The organism is Ectopseudomonas toyotomiensis, assembly GCF_900115695.1.
Taxonomy (GTDB): Bacteria; Pseudomonadota; Gammaproteobacteria; order Pseudomonadales; family Pseudomonadaceae; genus Aquipseudomonas; species Aquipseudomonas toyotomiensis.
Genome location: NZ_FOXK01000020.1, coordinates 23,616 through 38,196, shown reverse-complemented (window position 1 = coordinate 38,196; position 14,581 = coordinate 23,616). Strand labels below are relative to the sequence as shown.

General features: G+C 62.7%; 16 protein-coding genes and 1 pseudogene. 7 read left to right on the top strand and 10 right to left on the bottom strand.

Features of this window, described 5'->3' with window-relative positions:
• Positions 1-106 precede the first annotated feature (106 nt).
• Positions 107-730 (top strand): hypothetical protein, encoded by a 624-nt coding sequence (locus BM186_RS26495; RefSeq protein ID WP_139228041.1) that lies wholly within the window; start codon positions 107-109, stop codon positions 728-730.
• A gap of 54 nt (positions 731-784) precedes the next feature.
• Here BM186_RS26495 and BM186_RS25570 read toward each other — a convergent pair.
• Positions 785-1,039: pseudogene (locus BM186_RS25570) on the bottom strand (PA0069 family radical SAM protein); the annotation flags it as partial.
• Between the two features lie 76 nt (positions 1,040-1,115).
• On the bottom strand, positions 1,116-2,102 hold the full coding sequence (locus BM186_RS25565) for a bile acid:sodium symporter family protein (protein ID WP_072425269.1): 987 nt from the start codon (positions 2,100-2,102) through the stop codon (positions 1,116-1,118).
• Positions 2,103-2,183: 81 nt separating this feature from the next.
• Here BM186_RS25565 and BM186_RS25560 point away from each other — a divergent pair, with 81 nt between their 5' ends.
• A complete protein-coding gene (locus BM186_RS25560) occupies positions 2,184-2,975 on the top strand; it encodes an AraC family transcriptional regulator (protein ID WP_072425270.1) in 792 nt (263 codons plus the stop codon).
• 145 nt (positions 2,976-3,120) lie between these two features.
• Here BM186_RS25560 and BM186_RS25555 read toward each other — a convergent pair whose 3' ends face one another.
• Both BM186_RS25555 and prlC read right to left on the bottom strand, forming a co-directional pair.
• On the bottom strand, positions 3,121-3,408 hold the full coding sequence (locus BM186_RS25555) for a YheV family putative zinc ribbon protein (protein WP_017676141.1): 288 nt from the start codon (positions 3,406-3,408) through the stop codon (positions 3,121-3,123).
• Positions 3,405-5,453: an oligopeptidase A gene (prlC, locus tag BM186_RS25550; RefSeq protein ID WP_074919216.1), complete on the bottom strand. Its 2,049-nt coding sequence runs from the start codon at positions 5,451-5,453 to the stop codon at positions 3,405-3,407. The genes BM186_RS25555 and prlC overlap by 4 nt, the downstream gene beginning before the upstream one ends.
• 131 nt (positions 5,454-5,584) lie before the next feature.
• Between prlC and BM186_RS25545 the strand changes: the two genes are divergently transcribed.
• The 3 genes from BM186_RS25545 to BM186_RS25535 all read left to right on the top strand — a co-directional run bounded on the left by BM186_RS25545 (position 5,585) and on the right by BM186_RS25535 (position 7,345).
• Positions 5,585-6,127, top strand: coding sequence for a gamma carbonic anhydrase family protein (locus BM186_RS25545; protein ID WP_074919214.1), 543 nt, complete (start codon positions 5,585-5,587; stop codon positions 6,125-6,127).
• Entirely contained in the window at positions 6,124-6,624 is a 501-nt protein-coding gene (locus tag BM186_RS25540) for a GNAT family N-acetyltransferase (protein WP_174892506.1), read from the top strand. The genes BM186_RS25545 and BM186_RS25540 overlap by 4 nt, the downstream gene beginning before the upstream one ends.
• A gap of 73 nt (positions 6,625-6,697) precedes the next feature.
• Positions 6,698-7,345, top strand: coding sequence for an HAD family hydrolase (locus BM186_RS25535; RefSeq protein ID WP_074919212.1), 648 nt, complete (start codon positions 6,698-6,700; stop codon positions 7,343-7,345).
• Positions 7,346-7,419: 74 nt separating this feature from the next.
• Here the strand turns inward: BM186_RS25535 and BM186_RS25530 are convergent, their stop codons facing one another.
• Together BM186_RS25530 and BM186_RS25525 are read right to left on the bottom strand one after the other, a co-directional pair.
• Positions 7,420-7,650, bottom strand: coding sequence for a DUF1161 domain-containing protein (locus BM186_RS25530; RefSeq protein WP_013717841.1), 231 nt, complete (start codon positions 7,648-7,650; stop codon positions 7,420-7,422).
• Between the two features lie 63 nt (positions 7,651-7,713).
• Positions 7,714-8,775 carry an aminopeptidase gene (locus tag BM186_RS25525; protein ID WP_074919209.1) on the bottom strand — a complete coding sequence of 354 codons (1,062 nt, stop codon included), beginning with the start codon at positions 8,773-8,775 and terminating at the stop codon, positions 7,714-7,716.
• A gap of 124 nt (positions 8,776-8,899) precedes the next feature.
• On the opposite strand from BM186_RS25525, the gene BM186_RS25520 reads away from it, so the two are divergent.
• Complete coding sequence (locus BM186_RS25520) at positions 8,900-9,322, top strand: PA0061/PA0062 family lipoprotein (protein ID WP_045733452.1); 423 nt, start codon at positions 8,900-8,902, stop codon at positions 9,320-9,322.
• Positions 9,323-9,380: 58 nt separating this feature from the next.
• Here BM186_RS25520 and BM186_RS25515 read toward each other — a convergent pair whose 3' ends face one another.
• The 3 genes from BM186_RS25515 to BM186_RS25505 form a co-directional block, all read right to left on the bottom strand.
• The gene (locus tag BM186_RS25515; protein ID WP_017676134.1) at positions 9,381-9,806 is read right to left on the bottom strand and encodes an OsmC family protein; all 426 of its coding nucleotides are present in this window, start codon (positions 9,804-9,806) and stop codon (positions 9,381-9,383) included.
• A 359-nt stretch (positions 9,807-10,165) separates the two neighbouring features.
• On the bottom strand, positions 10,166-11,167 hold the full coding sequence (locus BM186_RS25510; protein ID WP_074919207.1) for an LLM class flavin-dependent oxidoreductase: 1,002 nt from the start codon (positions 11,165-11,167) through the stop codon (positions 10,166-10,168).
• Between the two features lie 196 nt (positions 11,168-11,363).
• Complete coding sequence (locus BM186_RS25505; RefSeq protein WP_074919205.1) at positions 11,364-12,392, bottom strand: AraC family transcriptional regulator; 1,029 nt, start codon at positions 12,390-12,392, stop codon at positions 11,364-11,366.
• Positions 12,393-12,562: 170 nt separating this feature from the next.
• Here BM186_RS25505 and BM186_RS25500 point away from each other — a divergent pair, with 170 nt between their 5' ends.
• The gene (locus tag BM186_RS25500) at positions 12,563-13,534 is read left to right on the top strand and encodes a TAXI family TRAP transporter solute-binding subunit (RefSeq protein WP_017676131.1); all 972 of its coding nucleotides are present in this window, start codon (positions 12,563-12,565) and stop codon (positions 13,532-13,534) included.
• Positions 13,535-13,600: 66 nt separating this feature from the next.
• Here BM186_RS25500 and BM186_RS25495 read toward each other — a convergent pair whose 3' ends face one another.
• Entirely contained in the window at positions 13,601-14,506 is a 906-nt protein-coding gene (locus BM186_RS25495) for a LysR family transcriptional regulator (RefSeq protein WP_074919203.1), read from the bottom strand.
• Positions 14,507-14,581 lie beyond the last annotated feature (75 nt).

The window sequence follows — 14,581 nt, the reverse complement described above, 5'->3', positions numbered from 1 at the left end:
CCACACATATACCTCTTGGAAATATATTTAAAAAGTTCCTCCGACTTTCTTGACATTATATATTTATATGGGAAAATATAATTAAGAGAATAAGAAAGAGGAATATATGAGTGAAGATAATAAAAAGTTTGATAAGTATGTTGGTGAAATAAACGACCTTTTAGTTTCTTATGTCAATAAAGAAACTGCTTATGATGTTTGTAGTGTTTATTTGGTTGATGATTATGACGCTTATTTGTCAATCATCGAAAAAGTAAAAGAGATTGAAAGCAAATATTCATTTGCTAGGAAAGTCTCTTTTATTGAAGTGCCTAGTAAAACCTTCGCAAAGATAAACGCAACGAATTTCCCGTCATTTAAACTTATTAAGTCAAAGAAGTGCTCTGCTCTTCTTCTTAATAGTTATGTGGGTGAAAACCTTAATCTTGCAGAAATTTTCACAATGGAAAATGTGAGTGCAGGGAAAATCAAATTATATGAGAAGGTTTTCCAAGATTGTCTTTATCTCTCATATAAAGATTATGCAACTAAAGAAACAGTGATAATCAAAAGAAATATTGGAATTGGAACTGTAATTTTCTCCAATAATCATTTTGCTACTGAAAGAAAAGCAACAATGATGAGAATTGATAGAAAAGAAAACCAGCCAAATGTCATCAAATACCAAGATTGGTATTTATTAGAAATGGACGATGACATTCAACAATTGGTCAATATGGTTGAGTGCTGACGGCTGGTCATTTAGAACGCTTGAACAAGTTCAACCGTCCTAAAAGACCTTGATGGAACCTTTTGCAGAGCATATCCAGCCGTGCTCGCAGCCACGGTAGGGGTTCACCGAGCGGTCGAAGCCGACGTCCGGTGAGTTGTTGCGGGTGATCGCCGTCTTCGCCTGCTCCTTGCGCACTTCGGTAGCGCGACTTGGCGGGGTCTCGTCCTGATACCAGCCGTCGTCTTCCTGCTCCGAACGGGTCGGCGCATAACGGTTGTGCGGATTGCTGGCGGTACCACGGCCACGTGGCGGCAGGCTGATGGACATGCTCGGACTCCAAAATATGCTGTATAAAAATACAGTTATTTAAGGCCCGAGCAAGTCCCTTCTGTCGCGGCGTCGATCAAACGGTCGCGATCTGCGGCGCTTCCTCGCGCTTGGCATAACGCTGCGCCAGCACCGCGCAGACCATCAGCTGGATCTGGTGGAACAGCATCAGCGGCAGGATCAGTACGCCGATGGCGCTACCGGCGAATAGCACCTGGGCCATCGGCACGCCGGTGGCCAGGCTTTTCTTCGAGCCGCAGAAGAGGATGGTGATGCGGTCTTCCAGGCTGAAGCCCAACCATTTGCCCAGCAGGTGGGTCAGCACCAGGGCCAGTGCCAACAACACGCAGCAGGCGGCAATCACCAGCAGCAGGGTGGTCAGCGGTACCTGCTGCCACAGGCCGCCGATCACGGCGGCGCTGAAGGCGGTGTAAACCACCAGCAGGATCGAGCTCTGATCGACGTATTTCAGCCAGCTCTTGTTCTGGTTGACCCAACCGCCGATCCAGCGCTGAGCGATCTGGCCGAGAACGAAGGGCAGCAGCAACTGCAGACTGATTTTGCCGATGGCATCGAGGGTCGAACCGTTGTCGCCCTGCACGCCCATCAGCAAGGCCACCAGCAGTGGGGTGACGAAGATACCGAGCAGGCTGGAGGCCGCCGCGCTGCATATCGCCGCCGGGATGTTGCCGCGCGCCAGCGAGGTGAAGGCGATAGCCGACTGCACCGTGGCCGGCAGGGCGCACAAGTAGAGCATGCCCAGGTACAGTTCTTTGCCCAGCAGCGGCTCAAGTGCCGGCCTGAGCGCCAGGCCGAGCAGCGGAAAGAGGATGAAGGTGCAGGCGAACACCAGCAGGTGCAGACGCCAGTGCCCGGCACCGGCAAGAATCGCCTGCCGCGACAGCTTGGCGCCGTGCATGAAGAACAGCAGGGCGATGGCCAGGTTGGTGATCCACTCGAAGATCGTCGCGACCTGGCCGCTGGCGGGCAGCAGCGTGGCGGCGAGCACAACGGCGAGCAGGGTCAGGGTGAAATTGTCGGGCAGCAGGCGGCGCAGGAACATGGCGAATCTCGGACTTGCGATACAGGAGGGGGCCAGACTATCGTCGCTGAAAATTTCCGGCTAACGCTAAAGAGCCAGCAAGTGTCGTCAAACAGACATCCCGCTACCCTGCATCGCAGCCTGCCCGAGTTGCCCAGCCTGCCTCGGCCGCTCTATGGCCGGGTCGAGTCGCTGACCAACCGTGCGCTGACGTTCCGTCATACCCACCCCTGGGTGCAGCTGTCCTACGCCATCGCCGGGGTGCTCGAGGTGCAGACCGCTGGGGCACGTTTCGTCGCCCCGCCGCAGCGCGCGGTGTGGGTGCCGGCGGGTGTTGAACATCAGGTCTTCAGCTCTCCACGCACCGAGATGCGCAGCCTGTACATCGACGGCAGCGCGGTGCCCTGGGGGCCGGCCGAGTGCCGGGTGCTGGCGGTCAGCCCGCTGCTGCGCGAGCTGATTCGCGGTTTCAGTGCGTTGCCGGCCGAATACGACGAGCAGGGCGCGCCGGGTAGATTGGCGGCAGTGTTGCTGGACGAACTGCGTGCTGCGCCAGAGGTGGCGTTGATGTTGCCGCTGCCGCAAGACGCGCGGCTGCGCGAGGTGTGTCAGGGGCTGGAGGATGCGACGCTGCGCCAGCTTGGCCTGGCCGAATGGGGCGAGCGCCTGGGGGTTTCGGAAAAGACCCTGAGCCGGCTGTTCCTGCGTGAGACGGGTCTGAGTTTTCGCGTCTGGCGCCAGCGACAGCGCCTGCTCGATGCACTGAGTCCGCTGGAGCAGGGCGAGCGCGTCACCGACGTAGCGCTGGCCTGCGGCTATGACTCGCTATCGGCCTTTATCGCCGCCTTTCGTCGCCAGTTCGGCGCAACACCAGGGGAGTTTTTCCGCGAGTAAGGTCGAGGTGGGTGCAGCTCTCCTGCATCATCGGAGCAACACGATCCATCGCCTGGTGGGTTACGTGGGGCGCGGCCATCCGAGCGCGCCACCTTTACCGGCGCTTGCGAGATCGACGGTCCGCGCCGCTAACCCTCCCTACGAATCACTCGCTCGGCTTCTTCAGCTTCGGATTGGGGAAGAACTGCACAGCCTGCACATTGGGGTCGGCCGCCTTGGGCTTGAGGCCGCTGACATTGACCCGCGTGGGGATCTCCTTGGGCACCGAATTGCCGCGTGCGTCGAGGGTGTCGGCATAGCCGCACTTGACGCATTCACGGTGCGGCACGCCGTCGACGTTCCACATCTTGATGCTGTCGGTCTCGCTGCACGCCGGGCACACGGCGCCGGCGATGAAGCGCTTGGGTGTACTGTTCACAGGCGCATCGCTCATGCGGCCTCCTGGTTCAGGCCGAGGTGGCGCAGCAGGGCGTCGATGCTCGGCTCGCGGCCGCGGAAGTCGACGAACAGCACCATCGGTTCCTGCGAGCCGCCGCGGGCGAGGATCGCTTCGCGGAAGGCACGGCCGGTATCGGCGTTGAACACCCCTTCTTCCTCGAACTTGGAGAAGGCATCGGCGCTGAGCACTTCGGCCCACTTGTAGCTGTAGTAACCGGCCGCATAGCCGCCGGCGAAGATGTGCGCGAAGCCGTTGGCGAAGCGGTTGTAGGCCGGCGGACGCAGCACCGAGACCTCGGCGCGCACGCCTTCGAGCACGTCCAGCACGCTGCGGCCGTCGCCGTGGCTGGCGTGCAGCTCGAAGTCGAACAGGGAGAACTCCAGCTGGCGCACCATCATCAGCCCGGACTGGAAGTTCTTCGCCGCCAGCATCTTGTCCAGCACGGCCTGTGGCAGCGCCTCGCCGGTCTCGAAATGGCCGGAGATCAGCGCCAGGCCTTCCGGCTCCCAGCACCAGTTCTCCATGAACTGGCTGGGCAGCTCGACTGCATCCCAGGCCACACCGTTGATGCCCGAGGCGCCGGCGTGCTCGACGCGGGTCAGCAGGTGGTGCAGGCCGTGGCCGAACTCGTGGAACAGGGTGGTGACCTCGTCGTGGGTCAGCAGCGCCGGCTTGCCGCCGACCGGCGGGGTGAAGTTGCACACCAGGTTGGCCACCGGGGCGATCAGCTTGCCCTGGGCGTCGCGGCGCTTGTCGCGGGCGCCATCCATCCAGGCACCGCCGCGCTTGTTGGCGCGGGCGTAGAGGTCGAAGAAGAAGCGTCCGACGTGCTGACCGTTCTCGCTGATCTCGAACAGGCGCACGTCCGGGTGCCAGGTGTCGAAATCTTTCAGCTCACGAATCTCGATGCCGTAGAGCTTCTGCACGATGGCGAACAGGCCGGTGAGCACCTTGTCCACCGGGAACCAGGCGCGCACTTCTTCCTGGGAGATGCTGTAGCGTTGCTGGCGCAGCTTCTCGCTGTAGTAGCCGACGTCCCAGCTTTGCAGGTCATTCAGGCCCTGCTCGGCGGCGAAAGCCTTGAGTTCGGCCAGATCCTGCTCGGCGAAGGGTTTGCTGCGTACGGCCAGATCGCGCAGAAAGCTCAGCACCTGGTCGGTGTTCTCGGCCATCTTGCTGGCCAGGCTCAGCTCGCTGTAATTGGCGAAACCGAGCAGGCGCGCCAGCTCCTGGCGCAGGTCGAGAATCTCGCTCATCAGCGGGCCGTTGTCGTTCTGCCCGGCGTTCGGCCCCTGGTCGGAGGCGCGGGTGCAGTAGGCGGCGTAGACCTCTTCGCGCAGAGCGCGGTCGTCGGCGTAGGTCATCACTGCGTAGTAGCTGGGGAATTCCAGGGTGATCAGCCAGCCGTCCAGGCCCTTGGCTTCGGCGGCCTGCTTCATCTGCGCCTTGGCCGAGTCGGTCAGGCCGCCGAGCAGGGCTTCGTCGGTGACCTGCTTGGTCCAGGCCTGGGTGGCGTCGAGCAACTGGTTGGAGAACTTGCTGGTCAGCTCGGACAGGCGCATCTGGATTTCGCCATAGCGCTTCTGTTGCTCGGCCGGCAGATCGATGCCGGACAGGCGGAAATCACGCAGGGCGTGTTCGAGAATGGTCTTCTGCGCCACGTCGAAATCGGCCGCAGCCGGGCTCTTGGCCAGCGCGTCATAGGCCTCGAACAGCGGCTTGTTCTGGCCCATTTCGGTCCAGTACTCGGACAGCTTGGGCAGGCAGGCCTCGTAGGCGGCGCGCAGCTCGGGGCTGTTGCACACGGCGTTGAGGTGGCTCACCGGGCTCCAGGCGCGGCCCAGGCGCGCGCCCAGTTCGTCCAGCGCCAGCACCAGGCCGTCCCAGCTCGGATTGGCCTGCTGTTGTTCGAGCAGTTTGGCGATGGCAGCGCGGCTGTCTGCCAGGATCTGGTCGACGGCGGGCTCGACGTGTTCCGGTTTGATCTGCGAGTAGGGCGGCAGGTCGAAGTCTTGCAGCAGGGGGTTGTTCGCGGTCACGACGAGGCACCTGTGGCGAATGAATGTAGGGTTGCTGCGCAGACGGCACAGAGCTTTCTGGCGCGATAACAACCGACATGGGGGTGATCTTAATTAGAATCAAGCTTTCCCGCAGCTCAGGAGCTTCTATCGTGGCGATTCGCAAATACCAGCAGCACATTCCACAACTGGGCGAGCGCGTATTCATCGACGCTTCTGCCGTGGTCATCGGCGACGTCGAACTGGGCGAGGACAGCTCGGTCTGGCCGATGACCGTGATTCGCGGTGACATGCACCGCATCCGCATCGGCGCGCGCACCAGCGTGCAGGACGGCAGTGTGCTGCACATCACCCACGCCGGGCCGTTCAACCCCGATGGCTACCCGCTGATCATCGGTGACGAAGTGACAGTCGGGCACAAGGTCACCCTGCACGGCTGCACCCTGGGCAACCGGATTCTGGTCGGCATGGGCAGCATCGTCATGGACGGCGCGGTGGTCGAGGACGAAGTGATCATCGGCGCAGGCTCCCTGGTGCCGCCGGGCAAACGCCTGGAAAGCGGCTACCTGTACGTCGGCAGCCCGGTGAAACAGGCGCGCCCGCTGACCGACAAGGAGCGCAACTTCTTCAGCTATACGGCCGGCAACTACGTGAAGCTCAAGGACCAGCATCTGGCCGAGGGGTATGACCAGTGAGCGATGAACTGATCATCCGCCCCATCGAGGCGGCCGATTTCGATCAGGTCTGGCCGATCATCCGTGACGTAGTGCAGGCGCAGGAAACCTACGCCTTCGATCCGAACATGGATCGTGAAACGGCCTGGAAAACCTGGGTCGAACTGCCGCGCGCCACCTTCGTCGCCGAAGAAGGTGGGCAGATCCTCGGCACCTACTACATCAAGGCCAACGCCGCCGGCCCCGGCGATCACGTGTGCAACTGCGGCTATATGACCGCTCCGGCCGCACGGGGTAAGGGTGTGGCCAGCCGGCTCTGCGCCCATTCGCTGCAGGTGGCGCGCGAGCTGGGTTTCAGCGCCATGCAATTCAATAGTGTGGTGGCGACCAATACGGTGGCCGTGGCGCTATGGCAGAAGCACGGTTTCGCCATCGTCGGCACCTTGCCCAAGGCATACCGCCACGCCCAGCATGGGTTGGTGGATTGCCATGTGATGTTTCGCGCGCTGGATGAGTGAGTCTGGATCTGCCTATCCGGTCGAGGGAATCTTGTATCCTTGGCCACCGTTCCGATCCTGAACAGGCCCCGCCATGCATCACTCCACCATCCTCTTCGACCTCGACGGCACCCTGACCGACCCGCGTGAGGGCATTACCCGTTCGGTGCAGTACGCCCTGGCCAAGCTGGGTATTGATGAGCCAGACCTGGCCGCGCTGGAGCACTTCATCGGCCCGCCCCTGTTGCAGTGCTTCATGGCGACCTACGCGCTGGACGAGGCCACCGGCTGGCAGGCGGTGAATCATTACCGCGAGCGATTCAAGGTCACCGGGCTGTACGAGAACCGCCTGTTCGATGGGGTCGATGCACTACTGCAAGGGTTGGTGGCGCAGGGGCGGACGCTGTATATCGCGACCAGCAAACCGACGGTGTTCGCCGAGGAAATTGCCCGGCACTTCGGCTTCGACCGCTACTTCAAACGCATCTACGGCAGCGAGCTGGATGGCACCCGCACCAACAAGGTGGAACTGTTGGCGCATCTGCTGGACTCGGAACGACTGGCGCCCGACTCGGCGCTGATGATCGGCGACCGCAAGCATGACCTGATCGGCGCACGCAGCAACGGGTTGCAGGCGGTGGCGGTCGGTTATGGCTTCGGTAGTCGTGAGGAGTTGCTCGGCGAGGCGCCGGCCTTTCATTTCGAGACGCTGGAGCAGATGCACCGGGCGTTCGGCTGCTGAGGGCATAGGAGCGGGCTCGCTTGCGAAAGATTCGCGAGCAGAGCTCGCTCCTACAAAAAGCAGCTGTAGATAGATCAGCCGTTACGCTGATAGACGATCTTCTTGGTGCCGCCGTCGCAGCTGCCGACGACCATGCTCTGATCCTGAACTTCGTCGTTTGGCACGATTTCCAGGGTGTAGCTGGGCACGTTGTTGGCCTGAATCTTCACTTCGATTTCCTGCTTGAGTTCTTCGCAGGGCTTGGGCGCGGCCAGCGCGCCGCCAGCAAGGAGCATCAGGGCCAGGGCGGGAATCAGTCGTTGCATCGCTTGTACCTCCGGTGTTGGGCGAAACCTGAGTAGGTTGGACTGGCAATTTGCCCTGCAGTTCTAGTTGGTTTGCATCAGGCCTTCCAACGCGGCCCGACGGTTTGCTTCCGGCAGCCGACCGAGCGCGGCCACGGCGGCGTAGAACGCGCGCCAATCCCTGCCCTCGCGCGTGAACAGTGCCGCGAAAGCCGGCACCCATTGGTCGTAGAGGCCGAAGGGCAGCAGCTTGGCGTTGTTCAGCGGGCTTTCGATCCAGGCGTCATAACGCCCCTGGCCACGCCATTCGCGTTGGCGCAAGGCGCGGTAGTCGCGACGCAGGCGCTCGAACTCGGCATGTTTGGCGGCGCGCATGTCTGACACCGGCAGGTCGCTGGCGTAGAGCTGTTGTAGGCGTTCACGGCTGGCCAGCACCAGCTCGATGAACTGCTGGCGCTGGCGGTCGTCGCTGGCCGGCGGCGTTTCACCACGGGCCGCGTGCCACTGACGCAGCCCCTCGCGTTCGACAAAGGTGGCGAACGACTCGTTGAAGGCCGTGTCGCCCGGCAGGTAGTACTGCTGGTGCGCCAGCTCGTGGAAGATCACCGCGATGAAACGCTCGTCGCTCCAGCGCAGCATGGTGTTGAGCAGCGGGTCATCGAACCAGCCCAGGGTGGAGTAGGCCTCGACACCGCCGATGTAGGTGTCCAGGCCCTGCTGGCGCAGCAGTGCCGCAGCACCACGGGCACGGCCCTGCTGGTAGTAGCCGCGGTAGGCGACGCAACCGGCGATGGGGAAGCAGTGCAGCTCGGGGTCGAGGGAGAACTCTGGCGTGGCGAAGACATTCCACACCACGAAGGGGCGCTCCAGGTCGGCGTAGAGGCGATAGCTGCGGTTCTCTGGCAACTGCAGGCTGGCGCTGGCGAAGTCCCGCGCCTGCTGGCTCAGCTTCAGGCGCCTGGCCAGATCGGGGTCGGTGGCCGAGTCGTCGAGCAGGCGTTCGACTGGCTGGCGTGCATGCAACAGTTGCCATTGGCCCTGACCGAGATGGGCGTAATAGTCGAGGGTCGAGCAGCCGCCCAGCAGCAGGGCGAGCAGGGGAACCGCGCAGCGGCGCAGCAGGTCTTTAGGAGAGGCGTTAGGCATGCCGTCACGCTAGCTGATCGCGTTGCTTGTCTCCAGCCCCGTGCGTGTGAATAGGCCCGTTTCGCCTCGGTTTTGCCCGCCTCCCGATGTAGGCTGGTGTCTGAACCCTATCGTGGAGGTCGCCATGCGCGCCCTGTTTCTCGCCCCCGCCCTGATGATGCTCGGGGCCTGTGCTTCACCCCTGCCCAAGCCCGACCCGCAGCAGGCCTGGGTCGAGTTGTATTCCACCGCCGATACCCTGCTGATGGCCGACCGCCTGGACGGCAAGCGCTGGCCGGATGGCCGCTACTTTCAGGTGACGCCCGGCCAGCATGAGCTGGAAACACGCTTCCAGTTCGAGGTGCGTAGCGGTGGGTCGATAGGCATGCAGAGTGAGCCATTGCGCATGACCTGCGAGATTCGCCTGCGCTACGACGACTTCGCAGCCGGTCAGCGCTATCGAATCGAGGCGCGCCAACAGCTGATGAAGGCGCAGGCCTGGCTGTATGACGAGCAGCGTAATGTGCTGGCGCGTGGCGAAGTGCTGCGTTGCGGGACGGCCATCTAGGCCAGGGCTGATGCGCACGGCGCACCCGCTGATCAGTGGGCGCGCCGCGGTTGCAAGGTCAGGCTTCGAGTATGCCTTCCAGGGTGATCGTGGCGTTGAGTACCTTGGATACCGGGCAGCCGGTCTTGGCCGCTTCCACGGCTTTCTCGAAGGCGGCGCGTTCGGCGCCCGGGATCTTCGCGCGCAGCGTCAGATGCACGGCGCTGATCTCGAAGCCGCCCTCCACCTTTTCCAGGGTCACTTGCGCCTTGGTGTCGATGCTCTCGGCGGTCATGCCAGCATCGCCCAGCTCCTTGGACAGCGCCATGGAGAAGCAGCCCGCATGAGCGGCGCCGATCAGCTCTTCGGGGTTGGTCCCGGGCTTGTCCTCGAAGCGGGTGTTGAAACCGTAGGGCGAGTCCTTGAGGACGCCGCTTTCGGTAGAGATGGTGCCTTTGCCGTCCTTGATACCACCTTGCCAGTGGGCCGAAGCTGTCTTCTTCATATGCGTCTCCCATCGTATGAACGGGGCCACCGATCTGGCGGCCTGTTCTGATTCAGAGGGCGGTAACGCGTACAAGTTCGCACTTAGCAGGCTGTTGAAAAACTACCTGCGTTGCCATTGCGGCGTTAAAAGCAGGCTCACAGCCGAAGGCTGAACGCGCTTCAGCGCGGCCCCGAAGGGGTGAGCGAAGCGAATCAGATGCTCATTTACAGCTCGTAAAGTCGAGCGCGACCCAGGTCGTTTTTCGCCTGCTTTTGCGGGGCCGCCATCGGCATTGCACTGGCTGCCTCGGCTCGGGCTTCCTGCTTCGCTCTACCTCCTGCATCCATGCAGTCGTCGCCTACGTTTTCAACGGCCTGCTAGCCGTGTTGCAGCTCGGCGAGGATGTCGAAGGCGTGCAGGCGGTCGGCGAAGTCGTACATGTCGCAGGTGAAGATCAGCTCGTCTGCTTCGGTTTGCTCCAGCAATTGTTCCAGGCGCTGACGCACGGTCTGTGGCCCGCCGATGGCGGCCAGGCCGAAGAACTCACCCACGGCCTGACGCTCGTGCGGCAGCCACAGGCCGTCCATGCTTGACACCGGCTTGCGTTGCACCAGGCTCTGGCCGCGGATCAGCGCAAGGATGCGCTGGAACGCGGAGGTGGCCAGGTATTGCGCCTGCTCGTCGCTGTCGGCTGCCAGCAGCGGTACGCCAAGCATCACATAAGGCTTGTCCAGCACCGCCGAGGGGCGGAAGTGGTTGCGGTAGATGCGGATCGCCTCGTGCATGTAGCGCGGTGCGAAGTGCGAGGCGAAGGCGTAAGGCAGGCCCTTCATGCCGGCCAGCTGGGCGCTGAACAGGCTGGAGCCGAGCAGCCAGATCGGCACATTGGTGCCCGCCCCGGGCATGGCGATCACCCGTTGCCCTTCCTGGCGTGGGCCGAGGTAGGCCTGCAGTTCTTCGACGTCATTGGGGAAGTCGTCGGCGCTGCCATCGCGGCTACGGCGCAGGGCGTGTGCGGTGTACTGATCAGCGCCGGGCGCGCGGCCCAGGCCCAGCTCGATCCGCCCGGGATAGAGCGTGGCGAGGGTGCCGAACTGTTCGGCGATCACCAGCGGCGCATGGTTCGGCAGCATCACGCCGCCAGCGCCCAGGCGGATTTTCGAGGTGCCGGCGGCCAGATAGCCGATCAGCACAGAGGTGGCGGAGCTGGCGATGCCGTCCATGTTGTGGTGCTCGGCCACCCAGAATCTCTCGAAGCCGAGGCTCTCGACATGTCGGGCCAGCGCCAGCGAATTATGCAGGGCTTGAGCGGCATCGCCATCGTCGCGAATTGGCGCCAGGTCGAGGGTGGAGAGCTTGATGGAGGCCAGTCGGCTCATTGGGGAATTCTCCTCGTTGCATGGCCGGCCACTCTAACCCCTCGGGTCCAGGTAGCGCACGCCGGGCACAGGCATAGTCATCATCGATACGGGTGATGCGCTGATGCCGTCGTGGCTGGTTTGCGCCGCGGGACGCCCGGTGATGAGCGTGGCGCATGCTGCCTAGGACCGCCGTGTTGGCGAGCGAGCCTGTGCCTCAGCCTGCGCCGTGCTGGGCGCGGTATTCGCCAGGGGTCAGGCCGGTCCACTGGCGAAACGCGCGGAAGAATACGCTGGGTTCGGAGTAGCCCAGCAGCAGGGCGATTTCCGCCGCTGGCAGGCGTCCGTCGCGCAGGTGTTGTTCGGCCAGCTGGCGGCGCGTGTCGGCCAACAGGTGCTGATAGCTGCAGCCCTCTTCGGCCAGCCTGCGCTGCAGGGTGCGTTCGCTCAGGTTCAATGCGCGGGCCAGCTCGGCGCGGTCGGGCTCGCCGTGCGCCAGTTGCTCGCCGAGCAGGCCGATAACCCGCGCGCTGAGGCTGGCACTGGGCAGGCGGGCGAGCAGGGTTTCGGCATGCTGGCGCAGCAGTTGCTGCAACGGCGGGTTGGCCTGGATCAGGGGCGCCTGACTCAGGGTCCGGGGCAGGGCAATCGCGTAGTCGTCGCTGGCGAACTGCAGTGGGCAGGCGAACACGTCCTGATAGGGTGTAAGGTCGGCTGGTGCAGCATGACGAAATTGCGCGCCGAGCAGGCGGAAGTCGTCGAGCAGCGGCCTGGTCATCTGCACCCAGCAGGCCATCATCGCCAGTACACGGATGCGGGTTGCCGGATGCTGCGGATGCAATGGGCGGTACAGCAGCAACAGGCTGTCGTCGCGCGTCTCGATATGCAGTTCGCCGCCCTCGCCACCGAGGCGCTGATAGCGTAGCGCGGCGCTCAGCGCATCGCCCAGGGTGGCGCTGCTCTGCAGCAGATAGCTGAGCACGCTGAATGGGCCAGGGGTGAGGTTGCGCCCGAGCAGCAGGCCGGGTTCCGGGTGCTGCAGGCGTGAGTCCAGCTCGTGCCAGAGGGTTTGCTGGACGCTGAAGGGAATGCGTGCGTCGGGGTCAGTCAGTTGCTGGTCAGTCAGGTTACAGACGCTGAGCAGCGCCTGACGGTCGAGGCCGAGGCGACTGGCTGCATGCAGTACAGCCTGGGTCAGACTGGCGCTGACCGAGGCCTGCGATGATTCGTGAAGGATGTTCGACATTGGCCGATTCTGCCCAATGCCGGGGTTGGACGATAGCCTGCGCCCCACACAATGAGTTACGACCGGTTGGTCAACAAGACGTGCATATTCGTCGCAAGCGGTTAGACTTCCCACCCGGACGTCGCTCACAAGGCACGCTCGCTCAAAACAACAGAAAAAGGAGATATCCCATGAAAGGCAAATCCTTGGCATGGGTCCTGTCCGCCGCGCTCGCGGGTACTGCCCTGAGTGGCATGGCACAGGCCGAAGAGAAATTCGTCACCATCGGCACCGGCGGCCAGACCGGCGTCTATTACGTGGCCGGTCAGTCCATCTGCCGCTTCCTCAACCGTGGCTCGGCTGAGCACGGCATCAAGTGCAACGCGCCCGCCAGCGGCGGTGGTGTGGCCAACGTGAATGGCATTCGTAGCGGCGAATTCAACTTCGGCATCATGCAGTCCGACCACCAGTTCAAGGCCCTCAACGGCGCTGCGCCGTTCGAAGCCGAAGGTGCGATGAGCGATATTCGTGCGGTGTTCTCGCTGCAGAGCGAAGTGTTCACCGTCCTCGCCCGTCGTAGCGCCAACATCGCCAGCTTCGATGACCTCAAGGGCAAGCGCGTCAACGTCGGCAACCCGGGTTCCGGTCAGCGTGACACCCTGGAAGAGATCATGGCTGTCAAAGGCTGGGATCGCTCTGCCTTCGCTCTGGCTGCCGAGCTGAAGCCGGCCGAACAGGCCAGCGCTCTGGGCGACAACAACATCGATGCCATGACCTACTTCGTCGGTCATCCCAATGGCGCGATCCAGGAAGCCACCACCACCACCGACGCCGTTCTGGTTCCGGTGACCGGCGCCGAGATCGACAAGCTGCTGGCCGAGAAGACCTACTACACCAAGGCCGACATCCCTGGCGGTCTGTACAAGGGCAACGACCAGCCGACCCCGTCCATCGGCGGTAAGGCCGTGCTGTCCACCAGCGCCAAGGCCGACCCGGAAGTGGTCTACCAGCTGGTCAAGTCGGTGTTCGACAATATCGATCGCTTCAAGCGTCTGCACCCGGCCTTCGCTGACCTGAAGGAAGAGGACATGATCAAGGTCGGTCTGACTGCCCCGCTGCACGAAGGCGCCGAGCGTTACTACAAAGAGCGCGGCTGGCTGTAAGTCAGCACCCCGGCGCTAGACGAAACCGCGGCCCTGGCCGCGGTTTTCTTTTGTCCCGGATTTGCCTCAGTCCTGCTCATCGAGCAGGTCGATGGCCAGCCTCTGAAGACGTTTCAGCAGCGCCTGCTGAGTGGCCGAGGGGGTCTCGTCGAAGCGCCGCAACAGGTAAAGGGGCACGGGAATCACGGGATCCAGCGGGCGGGCCTGAACCTCTCCGAGATTGCCTGACAGGGCCGTGAACGGGTCGACCAGCGCCAGCCCCTGCCCGGCGGCCACCAGCATGCGGGCCAGTTGGTAGGTCTGGACCGAAATGTCGATACGGGCAGGCGGGTCCAGCTCCTGGATGTGCCCGCGCAGCAGACCGCCCAATGCATCTCGTGTGTCCAGACCGATCAGGCTCAGCCCCGCCATGTTCTGCAGGCGCATGGGCGTCGCGCATTCCTGGTCACTCCACCAACCCGGTGGGGCGATGGCCATCATCCTTCCCTGTGTCAGCACTTCAGTGTGCAGGTCAGGGTGCTCTACACGCTGCAGCGTCAGGCCCAGATCGGCCTCGCGCAGCAACAGGGCCTGGATGATTTCGCCGGTGTGCTGGGTCGCGAGGTCGCATCGGGTGTGCGGAAATTCGGCGCGCCAGCCGCATACCACTTCAGGCAGCAGGGTCTGCGCCAGGGTGGGTGTGCAGATCAGGCGCAGCGCCCGTTCCTCGCCGCGGCGCAGGCTATCGGACAGTCGCCGCAGATCCTGCAGCTCGGCAGCGAGGCGTTCGGTCTGTTGCTGCAGTATTCGCGCTTCGGCGGTAGGCAGCAGCTTGCCGCGTACACGGCTGAACAGGGCAAACCCCAGCTGTTGTTCGGCATGCTGAAGAATCTTGCTGGCAGCCGGCTGGGAGATGTGCAGCAGCTCTGCCGCTGCCGTGAGACTCCCGGTCTGCAGGACTGCCTGAAACAGTTCGACGTGGCGTAGGCGCATGAGCAATCCGTGTTCCCGCGTGGTCGAGGGAACATAACCTAGGGTTATGGGCTGCCGCCATCTTTTCATTGGCCG

What these genes read in the sequence shown, in the direction of transcription:
- BM186_RS25520 (WP_045733452.1), top strand. Translation starts at nt 8,900, where the DNA reads ATGCGCGCCCTGTTTCTCGCCCCCGCCCTGATGATGCTCGGGGCCTGT.
- BM186_RS25515 (WP_017676134.1), bottom strand. Translation starts at nt 9,806, where the DNA reads ATGAAGAAGACAGCTTCGGCCCACTGGCAAGGTGGTATCAAGGACGGC.
- BM186_RS25530 (WP_013717841.1), bottom strand. Translation starts at nt 7,650, where the DNA reads ATGCAACGACTGATTCCCGCCCTGGCCCTGATGCTCCTTGCTGGCGGC.
- BM186_RS25555 (WP_017676141.1), bottom strand. Translation starts at nt 3,408, where the DNA reads ATGAGCGATGCGCCTGTGAACAGTACACCCAAGCGCTTCATCGCCGGC.
- BM186_RS25500 (WP_017676131.1), top strand. Translation starts at nt 12,563, where the DNA reads ATGAAAGGCAAATCCTTGGCATGGGTCCTGTCCGCCGCGCTCGCGGGT.
- BM186_RS25510 (WP_074919207.1), bottom strand. Translation starts at nt 11,167, where the DNA reads ATGAGCCGACTGGCCTCCATCAAGCTCTCCACCCTCGACCTGGCGCCA.
- BM186_RS25495 (WP_074919203.1), bottom strand. Translation starts at nt 14,506, where the DNA reads ATGCGCCTACGCCACGTCGAACTGTTTCAGGCAGTCCTGCAGACCGGG.
- BM186_RS25505 (WP_074919205.1), bottom strand. Translation starts at nt 12,392, where the DNA reads ATGTCGAACATCCTTCACGAATCATCGCAGGCCTCGGTCAGCGCCAGT.
- BM186_RS25565 (WP_072425269.1), bottom strand. Translation starts at nt 2,102, where the DNA reads ATGTTCCTGCGCCGCCTGCTGCCCGACAATTTCACCCTGACCCTGCTC.
- BM186_RS26495 (WP_139228041.1), top strand. Translation starts at nt 107, where the DNA reads ATGAGTGAAGATAATAAAAAGTTTGATAAGTATGTTGGTGAAATAAAC.
- BM186_RS25535 (WP_074919212.1), top strand. Translation starts at nt 6,698, where the DNA reads ATGCATCACTCCACCATCCTCTTCGACCTCGACGGCACCCTGACCGAC.
- BM186_RS25525 (WP_074919209.1), bottom strand. Translation starts at nt 8,775, where the DNA reads ATGCCTAACGCCTCTCCTAAAGACCTGCTGCGCCGCTGCGCGGTTCCC.